Source organism: Arthrobacter sp. SlRoot2-15, from assembly GCF_059739345.1.
Map to the genome: position 1 here is coordinate 3,270,828 of NZ_AP046058.1, position 12,900 is coordinate 3,283,727.

Consider the following 12,900-nt stretch of genomic DNA (forward strand, 5'->3'; position numbering starts at 1 on the left):
GTGAACGGGCAGGTGAACGGGCAGGTGAACGGGCCGTCCGCGGGGCATTTGGGGTTTGTGAGAAGCTAGGGGAGTGAACGACATCCTCCCCATTGCCCTGCCCATCCTCGTTGCCCTGGTGGTCCTCGGTGCGCTGATTCCGGTGCTGATGAAGACCCGGAAGAACATCACCAACTACCCCTCGCAGCGCGACGCGAACGACCCCGTCCAGGGTTCCGGCGGGGGCACGCTGCTGGAGGACCGCCCGGCGCCGCCCCGCGGTGCGGCGCCGTCGGACGCCGTCGACGTCGAGGGTCTGGAGACCGTCGAGGTGCCGGACAACGTCGCCGGCCTCGAGACCGTTCCGGTCGAGACCCCGCTGCCGGTGGCGGGACGCCTGACCCGGCTGCGCGAACGCCTGGTCAAGTCCAACAACATCTTCGGCAAGGGCCTGCTCACCCTGCTGTCCGCGGACAAGATCGACGAGAACGTCTGGGACGAAGTCGAGGAGACGCTGCTGCTGGCGGACCTCGGTACCGAACCGACGATGCAGCTGGTGGACGCCCTCCGGGAACGCGTCAAGGTGCTCGGCACGCGCTCGCCCGAACAGGTCAAGGCGCTGCTGCGCGAGGAACTGATCAAGCTGGTGGACCCCGGAATGGACCGCAGCCTCAACGTCGAGCGGCACGCGGACAAGCCCGCGGTCATGATGGTGGTGGGCGTCAACGGCGTCGGCAAGACCACCACGGTGGGCAAGCTCGCCCGCGTGCTGGTCGCGGAGGACAAAGACGTGCTGCTCGGCGCCGCGGACACCTTCCGCGCGGCCGCCGCTGAACAGCTCGCCACCTGGGGCCAGCGCGTCGGCGTGCCCACAGTCAAGTCCGACGTCGACGGGGCCGACCCGGCGTCGGTCGCGTATGAGGCGGTCAAGGCCGGCATCGACCAGGAAGTCGACGTCGTCATGATCGACACCGCCGGCCGGCTGCAGAACAAGGTCGGCCTGATGGACGAGCTCGGCAAGGTCAAGCGCGTCATCGAAAAGCTCGCCGAGGTGGACGAGGTGCTTCTGGTCCTCGACGCGACCACCGGCCAGAACGGCCTGAACCAGGCCCGAGTCTTCGCCGAGGTCGTCAACATCACCGGCATTGTGCTGACCAAGCTGGACGGGACCGCCAAGGGCGGTATCGTCGTCGCGATCCAGAAGTCCCTCGGCGTCCCGGTCAAGCTGGTGGGACTCGGCGAAGGCGCAGACGACCTGGCTCCGTTCGACCCCGAGAGCTTCGTGGACGCGCTGCTGAACTAGCCCCGCGCGGGGGTCCGCTGGAAGGTTTCCCGGGCCAGCAGCCAGCCGACGGCCGCGGCGAGCAGCACCCCGCCGGTCACGCCGAAGGCCCAGCCGTAGCCCAGCCGGTCGGCCAGCAGCCCGGCGATGACCGGGCCCACGATCGCGCCGCTGTCCGCGGTCATCTGGAACACCGCGAGCACCCGGCCGCCGGAGCGCTCATTGCCCACGACGTCGGCGATCGCCGCCTGCTGCGCCGGCCCGAGCAGCCCGGACCCGATGCCGGCGACGGTCGAGGCCAGCAGGAACCACGGCAGGTCGTGGGTGAAGCCGATCGCGCCGGTGGCGAGGCCGGTGACGGCCAGCCCGGCGAGCATCATCGGCTTCCGGCCCAGGCTGTCCGCGAGCCGCCCGGAGAAGGTCAGGGCCGCGGCGTTGCCCCCGGCGAACACGGCCAGCGCCCAGCCCGCCGACGACGGTCCGGCACCGAGCGCCGCGACGGCGAACAGCGGCACCGTGGCCATCCGGACGCCGAAGGTTGCCCAGCCGTTGGCGAAGCTGGAGACCAGCCCGGCCCGGTAGGCGCTGTCCCGCAGGGCCTCCCGCAACAGCATCGCCGGAGCAGACGCCCCCGCCTTCCGCGAACCCGCGGGGACGTGGCTGAGCTGGGTCTGCACGACGGCGGCGGCCAGCACCAGCGCCGCCGCGTACGCCAGGAACGGCACGCGCAGCCCGAAGCTGGCCAGCAGCCCGCCCACGATCGGTCCGCACACATTGCCTATCAGGAAGGCCGAGGCGTACGCGCCGGAGACCCGGCCTCGGCTCTCCGGCGGCGCCAGCCGCACCACCAGGGCCATCGACGCCACCGTGAACATCACCGATCCGGCCCCGCCCAGGCCCCGGAACACCAGCAGCTGCCAGTAGTCCTGGGCGAAAGCGCAGGCAGCGGTGGACGCCGCCACGATCAGCAGCCCGGCCACGTACACCGGGCGTTCGCCCAGCCGCACGATCAGCGCGCCGCCGGCCGGAGCGAACACCAGCCGCATGAACGCGAAGATACTCACGATCACCGCCGCCGCCGTCGCGCCGACGTCGAACGTGGTGGCGAACTGCGGGAGCACCGGCGCCACGAGGCCGAACCCCAGCGCGATCAGGAAGGCCGCGACCAACATCACCTTGATGTCCCGGGGCAGGCGGGGGCCGGCTGGCTGCCGGAACCAGGCCGGGCGCCGGGTTCCGTCGGCGGAACGGGTTGTTTTGCTCATGCTGCTGCTTTCGGTGCTGCTTTCGGTGCCGCTTTTAGTGCCTTGCGGCCGGCGGGGCGTGATGGAAGGCGTGAAACATAACCGTAACAAGCACGAGACGCACCATTTACTTCCGGGAGGTTCTTGTAACAGCCCGGCAATGTAAATCCTCCGCCGGTGAAACACGGCACCAGCAAACTCTTCTTAGAACGCAAACAGCGTTGGGGCAGGCGGAGCGATCCGCCGGACATCTCAGATCGCATCGAACGTAATTCTAAGCAAGGGAGGACGTGCACCATGGAACTTACCGCAGGTCACGTATGGCTGATGGTGGCAGCAGCACTAGTGCTGTTCATGACACCTGGACTCGCATTTTTCTACGGCGGCATGACGCGCGCCAAGGCCGCACTGAACATGATGATGATGAGCTTCATCTCCATCGGCATGGTCGGTGTGGTGTGGGTGCTCTGGGGCGCCTCAATGAGCTCGGGCGAAGGCTTCCTGGAGATCGTCGGGAACCCGTTCGCCACCTTCGGCGTCGAAGGCATCACCACCCCGGACGGCCTGATCAAGGTCGGCTACGCGGCCACCTTCGCCATCATCACGGTGGCCCTGATCAGCGGCGCGATCGCTGACCGCGCCAAGTTCGGCGCCTGGACCGTGTTCGTCCCGGTCTGGGTCACCCTGGTGTACTGCCCGCTGGCCTACATGGTCTGGGGCGGCGGCATCTTCGGCCCCGAGGGTGAGATCGGCAAGGCCCTCGGCCCGGCCATCGACTTCGCCGGCGGCACCGTGGTCCACATCAACGCCGGCGTCGCGGCACTGGTCCTGGTCCTGATCATCGGCAACCGCCGCGGCTTCGGCAAGGACCCGAACCACCGCCCGCACAACATCCCGTTCGTGATGCTGGGCGCGGCCATCCTCTGGTTCGGCTGGTTCGGCTTCAACGCCGGTGCCGCCACGACATCCGAGCAGGCCGGCCTGATCTGGGTCAACACGCTCGCAGCGCCCGCCGCTGCCATGCTCGGCTGGCTCATCACGGAACGCATCCGCGACGGCCACCCGACCTCGCTCGGCGCCGCCTCCGGCGTGGTGGCCGGCCTGGTCGCCATCACCCCGGCCTGTGCCAACGTCAGCCCGGTCGGAGCCCTCGGCCTCGGCGTCGTGGCAGGCGTGGCTTCGGCCCTGGCCGTCGGCCTGAAGTTCCGCTGGGGCTTTGACGACTCGCTCGACGTCGTCGGCGTCCACCTGGTCTCCGGCATCATCGGCACCGTGGCGCTGGGCTTCATCGCCCTCCCGGCCGACGGCGTCGGCGGCGGCCTCTTCTACGGCGGCGGCTTCACCCAGCTCTGGGCCCAGCTCGCAGTGGCCGGCGTGGCGATCGTCTACTCCGCCGTCCTCACGGCGCTGATTGCCTTCGCCATCCACAAGACCATGGGCTTCCGGGTTTCCCAGGAGCAGGAAGTCGTGGGTGTGGACCTGAGCCTGCACGCCGAGACGGCGTACGAGTTCGGCGTCGGCGGCCACGGCGGAAGCTTCCAGCCGCTGCACGAGCTCATCACCGGCAAGCCGGAAGGCGGGGCTGCCGAAGCCGCCGCCGCCGGAACCGTGGACGCGGCGTCCAACGGCAAGAAGACCGCAGCAGGCAAGGAAAGTGTGGGGGCATGAAACTGATCACAGCAATCGTCCGTCCGGAAAAGCTCGACGCCATCAGGGAGGGCCTGGAAGCCTACGGGGTGCAGGGCCTGACGGTCAGCGCGGCCAGCGGCTACGGCCGGCAGCGCGGCTACACCGAGGTGTACCGCGGCGCCGAGTACAACGTGGACCTGCTGCCCAAGATCCGGGTCGAGGTGCTCGCCACCGACGAACAGGCGGACGACATCCTGGATGTCATCATCGCCAGCTCGAACACCGGCCGGGCCGGTGACGGGAAGGTCTGGACGATGGATGTGTTCGAAGCCGTGCGCGTCCGCACCGGGGAACGCGGCGCGGCAGCCATCTAGGCGGCAGCCCCCCCAGCCGCGACGCGCCAGCGGACAGCGAGCGGGGCCGCGATCGGGGGTTGCGACAGCGGGCCGGATACCTGAAAAGGTGTCCGGCCCGCTTTGTCGTTCCCGCTTGGCCGTCGCCGCGGGCTGTTGCCGGCGGCTACGCCGGCCAGCCCTCCGGACCGGGGGTTCCGGCAGCGTATTCCTCCAGCGGAACGCTGTCGCGGGCCCAGGCTTTCAGCACGGGCTCGAGGATGCGCCAGCAGTCTTCGGCGGTGTCGCCGCGCACGGAGAGCAACGGGTCGCCGTTGAGGACGCCTTCGAGGACTTCACCGTAGGGCAGCAGCTCGGAGGCGCTCAGCTCGGCCTTCAGGGTGGCCCGGTCCAGGCTGAGGATATTGCCGGGGCCGTTGACGTCGACGTCGAACTGCAGGGTGTCCGGGCCGAAGCCGATCCGCAGCTGGTTGGGGGAGTCGACGCCGGTGAAGCCCTTGGGCAGGTGCGGCACCGGCCGGAAGGTCACCACGGCCTCCTTGCGCATGGCGCCCAAGGCCTTGCCGGAACGGAGGACGAAGGGCACACCCTCCCAGCGCCAGTTGTCGATGTCCACCTGCACCTCCGCGAGGGTCTCCGTGTTCCGGGACGCGTCCACGCCCTCCTCCTTGGCGTAGTCCGGGACCTTGCGGCCGTCGATCGAGCCGGCGGTGTAGCGGGCGCGGCGGGTGTTCTTGGCGTACGGAGCCTTGATGCTGCTGGCGCGAAGGAGCGTGGCGACGGCGTCCCGCAGGTCCCGCTCGTCCACCGAGGCAGGCGGTTCGATCGCCATCAGGGCCATGATCTGCAGCAGGTGGCTCTGGATCATGTCACGCAGGGCACCGGCGCCGTCGTAATAGCGGGCCCGGCCCTCCAGCGCGAGGTCCTCGTCGAAGATGATCTCCACCTTCTCGACATAGTCCCGGTTCCACACCGGCTCCAGGAAGGTGTTCGCGAAACGCAGGCCCAGGATGTTCAGGACCGTCGCTTTGCCCAGGAAGTGGTCCACCCGGTGGATGTGGTCCTCCGGGACCAGCGCCGCGAGCGTCCTGTTCAGCTCGCGCGCGGACTCCTCGCTGGAACCGAACGGTTTTTCCATCACGAGCCGGGTCCCTGCCGGCACCTGCTCCGGAGTCAGGGCCTCGCAGGCCAGCTGGCTGATCTTGGGCGGCAACGCGAAGTACACGGCCACGGGACCCTCCAAAGTGGCCAGGAGCCCGGCCAGCTCGCCCGCCGCTGTGACGTCCAGCCGGTGGTAGCTGGTGCTCTCGCGGATCCGCTTCAGCTCCCGCTTGCCGGCCGAGTCGGCCTGGGAATTGGCGTCGGCGAAGGACGTCTCCAGCCGCTCCAGCCACTTCTCCGGGGCCCAGTCGTCCGAGCCGGCGCCCACCAGCGTGAGCCCGGGGGCGTGGCCCCGGGCCACCAGCCTGGCCAGGCCCGGCAGCAGCAGCCTGCCGGTCAGGTCGCCCGAGGCGCCGAGGATGAGCAAGGTCTTTACCGTTGTTTGACTGGTCACCTACGCCAGCATGCCACCTTGAAGGCGCGTCTTGGTACCCTAGATAGTCGAGTCCCGTTGTCGAGGCAGTTCGTTCCGGCGAAACAGTCACGACTCTGGCGTGCCGCTCCGGCCGCCAGCTGTAGATCCACTGAAAGAAGTGCACGGCGCGTGTTCAATTCACTCTCTGACCGGTTGACAGCAACCTTCAAGAACCTCCGTGGCAAGGGCCGCCTCACCGAGGCGGACGTTGACGCCACGGTCCGCGAAATCCGGCGTGCCCTGCTGGATGCCGACGTTGCCGTGCCGGTGGTCCGGGAGTTCACCGGCCGCGTGCGTGAGCGTGCCCTCGGCGCGGAGGTCTCCGGGGCGCTGAACCCGAGCCAGCAGATCGTGAAGATCGTCAATGAGGAGCTCGTCGAGATCCTCGGCGGCGAAACCCGCCGGATCCGCCTGGCCAAGACCGGGCCCACCATCATCATGCTCGCCGGGCTCCAGGGCGCCGGCAAGACCACCCTCGCCGGCAAGCTCTCCAAGTACCTCAAGGCGCAGGGCCACAGCCCCATGCTGGTGGCCTGCGACCTGCAGCGCCCCAACGCCGTGACGCAGCTGCAGGTCGTCGGCCAGCGCGCCGGCGTCCCCGTCTTTGCCCCGCACCCCGGCGCCACCTCCACCGAACTGGACCACCCGACCGGCGACCCGGTCGCCGTCGCCCGTGCCGGCGTCGAGGAAGCCAAGCGCACCCTGCACGACGTCGTGATCGTGGACACCGCCGGCCGCCTCGGCGTCGACGCCGAAATGATGGACCAGGCCCGCCGGATCCGCCAGGCGATCGTCCCCAACGAAGTCCTCTTCGTGATCGACTCCATGATCGGCCAGGACGCCGTCAACACGGCCATGGCGTTCGATGAGGGTGTCAACTTCACCGGCATCGTGCTCTCCAAGCTCGACGGCGACGCCCGCGGCGGTGCCGCGCTCTCCGTCGCGTCTGTCACCGGCAAGCCCGTGATGTTCGCGTCCACCGGCGAAGGCCTGGACGACTTTGAGCTGTTCCACCCGGACCGGATGGCTTCGCGCATCCTCGACATGGGTGACGTCCTCACCCTGATCGAGCAGGCCGAAAAGTCCTGGGACAAGGACGAAGCGGCCCGGATGGCGAAGAAGTTCGCCGACCAGGAAGACTTCACGCTCGAGGACTTCCTCGCCCAGATGCAGCAGATCCGCAACATGGGCTCGATGAAGAAAATGCTCATGATGATGCCGGGCGCCCAGAACATCCGCCAGCAACTGGAGCAGTTCGACGAGCGGGAGATCGACCGCGTCGAGGCGATCGTCCGGTCCATGACCCCGCACGAGCGCGTGGCCCCGAAGATCATCAACGGTTCGCGCCGTGCCCGCATTGCCCGCGGTTCCGGTGTGCACGTCTCCGAGGTCAACGGACTGCTGGAACGCTTTGCGCAGGCCCAGAAGATGATGAAGAAAATGGCTGCCGGCGGCGGCATGCCGGGGATGCCGGGGATGCCGGGCATGGGCGGCGGCGGTGCCCGCAAGGGTGCCAAGAGCGCGCCGAAGAAGAAGGCCCGCTCCGGCAACCCGGCCAAGGCCGCGCAGGAGCTCAAGGATGCCGAGGCGCGCCGTGCCGCCGGGGCCAAGGCCGTGCCCACCGGCGCAGCCTTCGGCCAGCAGGGCGGCGAGTTCGACCCGTCCCAGCTGAACCTGCCCAAGGGCTTCGACAAGTTCCTCGGCGGCAGCAAGTAGCGGGAGCCTCCCAGGCTCCGGCAGTTCGGGGGCGGGCAGCATGCCGACGGCCAGTATGTCGCCGGCCCCGATGACGGGGCGGTGCCATAGGCTTAGGGCATGTTCAAGCAGCGCGTAGTTTTCGTCCACGGGGCCGGCAGTTTCGGCGCCGCGGCGTGGCCGAAGCAGCATGGCATGGCGCTGAGCTACGACGCCCTGTTCCTGCGCCGGCACGGCTTCGACGCCGTCGCCGAACCGCTGGAAACGGACTTCGCCGCGGACGCGGCGATTGTACTGCGCGCCCTTGCCGACGACGGCCGCGGCGAGGCCGGCGGCCACGTGGTGGCGCATTCGCAGGGGGCCATCGCAGCGATGATGGCCGCCGTCGAACGTCCCGATCTGGTCCGGTCCCTGACCTTGGTCGAACCCGCCTGCTTTTCGCTGACCGCCGAACTGCCGGCGACGGCGGCGCACCGGGCGCTGATGCAGCCGCTCTTCGACGTCCGGCACCAGCTCGGCGACGAGGATTTCCACCGCGAGTTCGTGCGCCGGGTCTTCGCCGCCCACGCCCCGGTCCGCGGAACCGTGGGCGCCCCGGCGGCCGACGACGGACGGGAACAGCGCCGGCTCCGCCTCCAGGCGCCGCCCTGGGACGCCCCGCTGCAGATCGTACCGGGCGTGCCCACCCTGGTCCTCACCGGCGGCTGGGAACCGCTGTATGAGGAAATCGCCGGCTACCTGCGCGAAACCGGCGCCCTGCACCGCACAGCCCCGGGCGGGCACCGGCCGCAGGACTCGAAGGAAGGCGACCGGGCCATCCGCTCGTTTATCGCCGACGTCAACCGCAGCCGGCACGCCCACGCGTCCTAGCACGCGACTCCAGGGCGACCACCCGCCTGGACGGCTGCCCGACCCCGGCTAGGCCTCTACGGGTGCGCCCACGGTGGGCTCAGGAAGGTAGACCTTGCCGCCGGCCGCCAGGAATTCGTTGCTTTTCTCCCGCATTCCCGCCGCCATCTGGGCCAACGCCGTCTGCGATGCGGCCGAACCGTATTCCTCGCGGATATCCTGGCTGATCCGCATGGAGCAGAACTTCGGCCCGCACATCGAGCAGAAATGGGCTGTCTTGGCTGGCTCCGCCGGCAGGGTCTCGTCGTGGAATGCCTCAGCGGTCACCGGGTCCAGGGAAAGCGCGAACTGGTCCCGCCAACGGAATTCAAACCGGGCCTTGGACAGGGCATCGTCACGTTCGTGCGCCCCGGGGTGACCCTTGGCGAGGTCGGCGGCATGCGCGGCGATCTTGTAGGTGATCACGCCGGTCTTCACGTCGTCCTTGTTCGGCAGCCCCAGATGCTCCTTCGGCGTGACGTAGCAGAGCATGGCGGTCCCGTAACGGGCGATCTCGGTGGCGCCAATGGCCGAGGTGATGTGGTCATAGCCCGGTGCGATGTCCGTGACCAGCGGCCCCAAGGTGTAGAAGGGCGCGCCCTTGCAGAGTTCCTGCTGGCGCTCCACGTTTTCCCGGACGAGGTGGAACGGCACATGGCCCGGGCCTTCCACCATGACCTGGACTTCAAAGTCCCAGGCCCGTTGCGTGAGCTCGGCCAGGGTGTCCAGTTCGGCAAACTGCGCGGCGTCGTTAGCGTCCGCCGTGGACCCCGGCCGCAGACCGTCGCCGAGAGAGAAGGCGACGTCGTAGCGGGCGAAAATTTCGCACAGCTCGTCGAAATGCGTGTAGAGAAAGTTCTCCTGATGGTGCGCAAGGCACCACCCGGCCATGATGGAACCGCCGCGGGACACGATGCCGGTGACCCGGTTGGCGGTCAGCGGGACGTACCGCAGCAGCACCCCGGCGTGGATGGTCATGTAGTCGACGCCCTGCTCGCACTGTTCGATCACCGTGTCACGGAAGATCTCCCAGGTCAGGGCGTTTGCTTCGCCGTTGACCTTTTCCAGTGCCTGGTAAATCGGGACCGTGCCGATGGGAACGGGGGAATTGCGGATGATCCATTCGCGGGTCGTATGGATATCGTCCCCGGTCGACAGGTCCATCACCGTGTCCGCGCCCCACCGCGTGGCCCATTGGAGCTTGTCGACTTCCTCGGCGATGGAGCTGGTCACCGCGGAGTTGCCGATGTTCGCATTGATCTTGACCAGGAACGCCTTCCCGATGATCATCGGCTCGGACTCCGGGTGGTTGATGTTGCTCGGGATGATGGCCCGGCCCGCGGCGACTTCGTTCCGGACCAGCTCGACGTCGCAGTTCTCCCGCAGGGCGACGAAGCGCATCTCCGGTGTCACGATGCCTTGCCGCGCATAGTGCATCTGGGTCACCGTCCGTCCTTCAACGGCGCGGCGCGGCTCCGGCGGTGCGCCCTGCCATTCCGCCGAGGCGGCGCCCCGTCGAACGGCGGACTTCCCGTCGTCGAGCAGGGTCCGTTCCCGGCCGCTGTAGGATTCCGTGTCCCCGCGCCCGTTGATCCAGTCCCGGCGGAAGGGGGCCAGCCCCACCACCGGGTCGCTTCCCGGGCCGGCGGTGCGGTAAACGCGAAACGGTGGATTCGTGACGCCGCCCGGAGAGGGTTCCAGGGCGACTTCGGTCATGGGGACGCGGATCCCGCCGTCCTCGACATACACAAGGGCATGCGACTTCATTGACTGCGTGACGGGGCTCGCTGCGAAGCCGTCCCTGTTCTGGGCAGGGAGGTGCTGGGAATTTGTTGCGCTCAAAGAAATACTCACTTCCTTCGCCGGCATTACCCGGACAGGTTCAACGGTCGCAGGCTGCGTCAGCCCGATCTCAGCCCCTGCAAGGGCACCCGTGTGGTCGTAGACGAAGCTACCACAGCCTGCCGGGATGCCCTCAGGCCCTGAGCGTCATTGGAGCCGGACGCAGTGGGACGGCGGACAGCCAGGCGGATTAGGCTATAACCCGTGAGCAGCATCATCGAGTTCAGCGGCCCGGTCCTCACCGCGGCGGACCAGGAACGGCGAGGACTGTGGGCCGTGGACGGCCTTCTGACGTTCAACCGTCCCGCGGCCGCGTCGGATCGCGTGCTGGACGGGTGGGTCATCCCCGGGCTGGTCGACGCGCACTGTCATATCGGGCTCGGCCCCGGCGGCGATGTCCCGGAGGACGTGGCGGAACAGCAGGCCCTGACCGACCGTGACGCGGGAACCCTGCTGGTCCGCGACGCGGGCGCCGTGCACAACACCCGTTGGCTGCAGCAGCGCAAGGAGCTGCCGCGCCTCATTCGCTCGGGCCGGCACATCGCGAGGACGCGCCGGTACCTGCGCGGCTTCGCCGTCGAGGTGGAACCCGAGGACCTCGTGGAGGCTGTCCGCAAGCAGGCCCGGGCCGGGGACGGCTGGGTCAAGTTGGTGGGGGACTGGATCGACCGCGACGCCGGTGTTCTCGCCGCCAGCTTCCCGGCACGGCACGTCAAGGACGCAGTCCGGGCCGCCCATGACGAAGGCGCCCGCGTCACGGCGCATTGCTTCGCGGAGGACACTCTCGATGACATGCTCGACGCCGGCATCGACTGCATCGAACACGGAACCGGGCTGCTTCCCCGCCACCTGCCCCGATTCGTTGAACAGGGTGTTCCGATTGTTCCCACGCTGATCAACATCGCGACCTTCTCGGCCATCGCGGCCCAGGCCGAGGCGAAGTTCCCCCGGTACGCGGAACAGATGCTCGCGCTCTGGGAACGCCGCGCCGAACGGATTCTCGAAGCGTACGAAGCCGGGGTGGCCATCTACGCAGGAACAGACGCCGGCAGCGTCATCAAGCATGGACGCATTGCGGACGAGGTCGAGGCGCTGCACGCCGCCGGGATCCCCGCCGGTGCCGCCCTCGACGCCGCAACCTGGGCCGCGCGGGACTGGCTCTTGGCCGACGCTATCGCGGAGGGCGCCAGTGCCGACGTCCTTGTTTGCGCCGAGGACCCCCGCAGGAACCTCGCCACCCTGCAAACGCCCCGGAGCATCGTGTTGCGCGGCGAATTGAGCCGCCACGGAGGTGTTGCGCCCTAGGAATAAATTGAAGCTTCAAGTAATTTACCTTTATGTAAGGTCGCCGAGGGTCGGCGGCCACAGGACCACCGGAGGGTTTCGATGACCGCAGAAGCCAGCACCCAGGATCTCCTTCCTGCCGAACTCACCATGGGCACCGTGATGCTCAAGGTCGGCGACATGAAGATGATGACCGATTACTACCAGCGCGCTCTCGGCCTCGACATCGTCGCCGAGCAGGACGGTGGACTCTACCTCGGGCGCCAGGCCAAGCCGCTGGTCCACCTGGCCCCGGCCCCCGGGCTGAACCTGCCCTCCCGCGGCGAGGCCGGTCTCTTCCACACCGCCCTGCTGTTCAACGACCAGCCTTCCCTGGCGGCGACCGTCGCCTCCGCGGCACAGTATGAGCCGCAGTCCTTCACCGGCAGCGCGGACCACCTTGTCAGCGAGGCCTTCTACTTCAACGACCCCGAGGGTAACGGTATCGAGCTCTACTGGGACCGGCCGCGCGAGGCCTGGTCCTGGGAGGGCAAGAACGTGGTGATGGACAGTCTTGCCCTGCCGCCGCAGCGCTACCTGGAGCAGCACCTCACCGAAGCATCGCTTGCCGGGCAGCGGGAGGCGGACGCCGGTGTCGGGCACGTCCATCTGCAGGTCGGCGATGTGCAGTCCGCGCACGATTTCTACGTCGGCACTCTCGGCTTCGAGAAGACCGCCGGCTGGCACGGCCAGGCTCTTTTCGTCTCCGCCGGCGGTTACCACTACCACATGGCCATGAACGTCTGGAACAGCCGCGGCGCCGGCCCGCGCCGCGACACGCTGGGTCTCGGCGAGGTGCTGATCGAAGTACCGTCCGGCGACGACGTCGGCGCCCTGGCGGACCGGCTCAGGACCGCCGGCGTCCAGTCGCACCACACCGGGGCCGAGCTGCGCTTCGAGGATCCGTGGCGCAACCGGATCCGCGTCGCCGTCCGCTAGCAGCTCCGGACGTTCCCGGACATGCCCGGACATGCCCGTTGCCGGCGGCCGTACACCGGACATGCCCAACGTTCGGCTCCACCAATGAGCATGCCCATCCTTCGATGCCACGCAGGATGAGCATGCCCATCCTTGAGCCTGCCCGCTGAG

At 68.5% G+C, this 12,900-nt stretch carries 10 protein-coding genes and 1 riboswitch; of the genes, 7 read left to right on the plus strand and 3 right to left on the minus strand.

Translation table 11 applies throughout. The annotated features are described in order from the left end of the window. Positions 1–73 precede the first annotated feature (73 nt). On the plus strand, positions 74–1,282 hold the full coding sequence (gene ftsY, locus AC6I9V_RS15140) for a signal recognition particle-docking protein FtsY (RefSeq protein WP_349411467.1): 1,209 nt from the start codon (positions 74–76) through the stop codon (positions 1,280–1,282). Here ftsY and AC6I9V_RS15145 read toward each other — a convergent pair. Next, positions 1,279–2,526, minus strand: coding sequence for an MFS transporter (locus tag AC6I9V_RS15145; RefSeq protein ID WP_497900012.1), 1,248 nt, complete (start codon positions 2,524–2,526; stop codon positions 1,279–1,281). The genes ftsY and AC6I9V_RS15145 overlap by 4 nt on opposite strands. A gap of 276 nt (positions 2,527–2,802) precedes the next feature. On the opposite strand from AC6I9V_RS15145, the gene AC6I9V_RS15150 reads away from it, so the two are divergent. Further along, the gene (locus AC6I9V_RS15150; protein WP_497900013.1) at positions 2,803–4,173 is read left to right on the plus strand and encodes an ammonium transporter; all 1,371 of its coding nucleotides are present in this window, start codon (positions 2,803–2,805) and stop codon (positions 4,171–4,173) included. Next, complete coding sequence (locus AC6I9V_RS15155; protein ID WP_136322366.1) at positions 4,170–4,508, plus strand: P-II family nitrogen regulator; 339 nt, start codon at positions 4,170–4,172, stop codon at positions 4,506–4,508. The genes AC6I9V_RS15150 and AC6I9V_RS15155 overlap by 4 nt, the downstream gene beginning before the upstream one ends. A 145-nt stretch (positions 4,509–4,653) precedes the next feature. On the opposite strand, the gene AC6I9V_RS15160 is transcribed toward AC6I9V_RS15155, so the two are convergent. Further along, the gene (locus AC6I9V_RS15160; RefSeq protein WP_497900014.1) at positions 4,654–6,042 is read right to left on the minus strand and encodes a glucose-6-phosphate dehydrogenase; all 1,389 of its coding nucleotides are present in this window, start codon (positions 6,040–6,042) and stop codon (positions 4,654–4,656) included. A gap of 150 nt (positions 6,043–6,192) precedes the next feature. On the opposite strand from AC6I9V_RS15160, the gene ffh reads away from it, so the two are divergent. Together ffh and AC6I9V_RS15170 are read left to right on the plus strand one after the other, a co-directional pair. After that, positions 6,193–7,779 carry a signal recognition particle protein gene (gene ffh / locus AC6I9V_RS15165; RefSeq protein ID WP_497900015.1) on the plus strand — a complete coding sequence of 529 codons (1,587 nt, stop codon included), beginning with the start codon at positions 6,193–6,195 and terminating at the stop codon, positions 7,777–7,779. A 99-nt stretch (positions 7,780–7,878) separates the two neighbouring features. Next, the gene (locus AC6I9V_RS15170; RefSeq protein ID WP_349411463.1) at positions 7,879–8,628 is read left to right on the plus strand and encodes an alpha/beta fold hydrolase; all 750 of its coding nucleotides are present in this window, start codon (positions 7,879–7,881) and stop codon (positions 8,626–8,628) included. Positions 8,629–8,676: 48 nt separating this feature from the next. Here AC6I9V_RS15170 and thiC read toward each other — a convergent pair whose 3' ends face one another. Continuing rightward, on the minus strand, positions 8,677–10,488 hold the full coding sequence (gene thiC, locus AC6I9V_RS15175) for a phosphomethylpyrimidine synthase ThiC (RefSeq protein WP_497900016.1): 1,812 nt from the start codon (positions 10,486–10,488) through the stop codon (positions 8,677–8,679). Next, a riboswitch (TPP riboswitch) is annotated at positions 10,484–10,591 on the minus strand. (Overlaps the previous gene by 5 nt.) A gap of 101 nt (positions 10,592–10,692) precedes the next feature. On the opposite strand from thiC, the gene AC6I9V_RS15180 reads away from it, so the two are divergent. Continuing rightward, positions 10,693–11,793: an amidohydrolase family protein gene (locus AC6I9V_RS15180; protein WP_497900017.1), complete on the plus strand. Its 1,101-nt coding sequence runs from the start codon at positions 10,693–10,695 to the stop codon at positions 11,791–11,793. Between the two features lie 81 nt (positions 11,794–11,874). Beyond that, positions 11,875–12,750: a VOC family protein gene (locus AC6I9V_RS15185; protein WP_497900018.1), complete on the plus strand. Its 876-nt coding sequence runs from the start codon at positions 11,875–11,877 to the stop codon at positions 12,748–12,750. Positions 12,751–12,900: the final 150 nt, after the last annotated feature.

Bases quoted from the DNA above. Each gene is read 5' to 3' on its own strand.
- AC6I9V_RS15145 (WP_497900012.1), bottom strand. From the start codon at position 2,526: ATGAGCAAAACAACCCGTTCCGCCGACGGAACCCGGCGCCCGGCCTGG.
- AC6I9V_RS15150 (WP_497900013.1), top strand. From the start codon at position 2,803: ATGGAACTTACCGCAGGTCACGTATGGCTGATGGTGGCAGCAGCACTA.
- AC6I9V_RS15155 (WP_136322366.1), top strand. From the start codon at position 4,170: ATGAAACTGATCACAGCAATCGTCCGTCCGGAAAAGCTCGACGCCATC.
- AC6I9V_RS15170 (WP_349411463.1), top strand. From the start codon at position 7,879: ATGTTCAAGCAGCGCGTAGTTTTCGTCCACGGGGCCGGCAGTTTCGGC.
- AC6I9V_RS15185 (WP_497900018.1), top strand. From the start codon at position 11,875: ATGACCGCAGAAGCCAGCACCCAGGATCTCCTTCCTGCCGAACTCACC.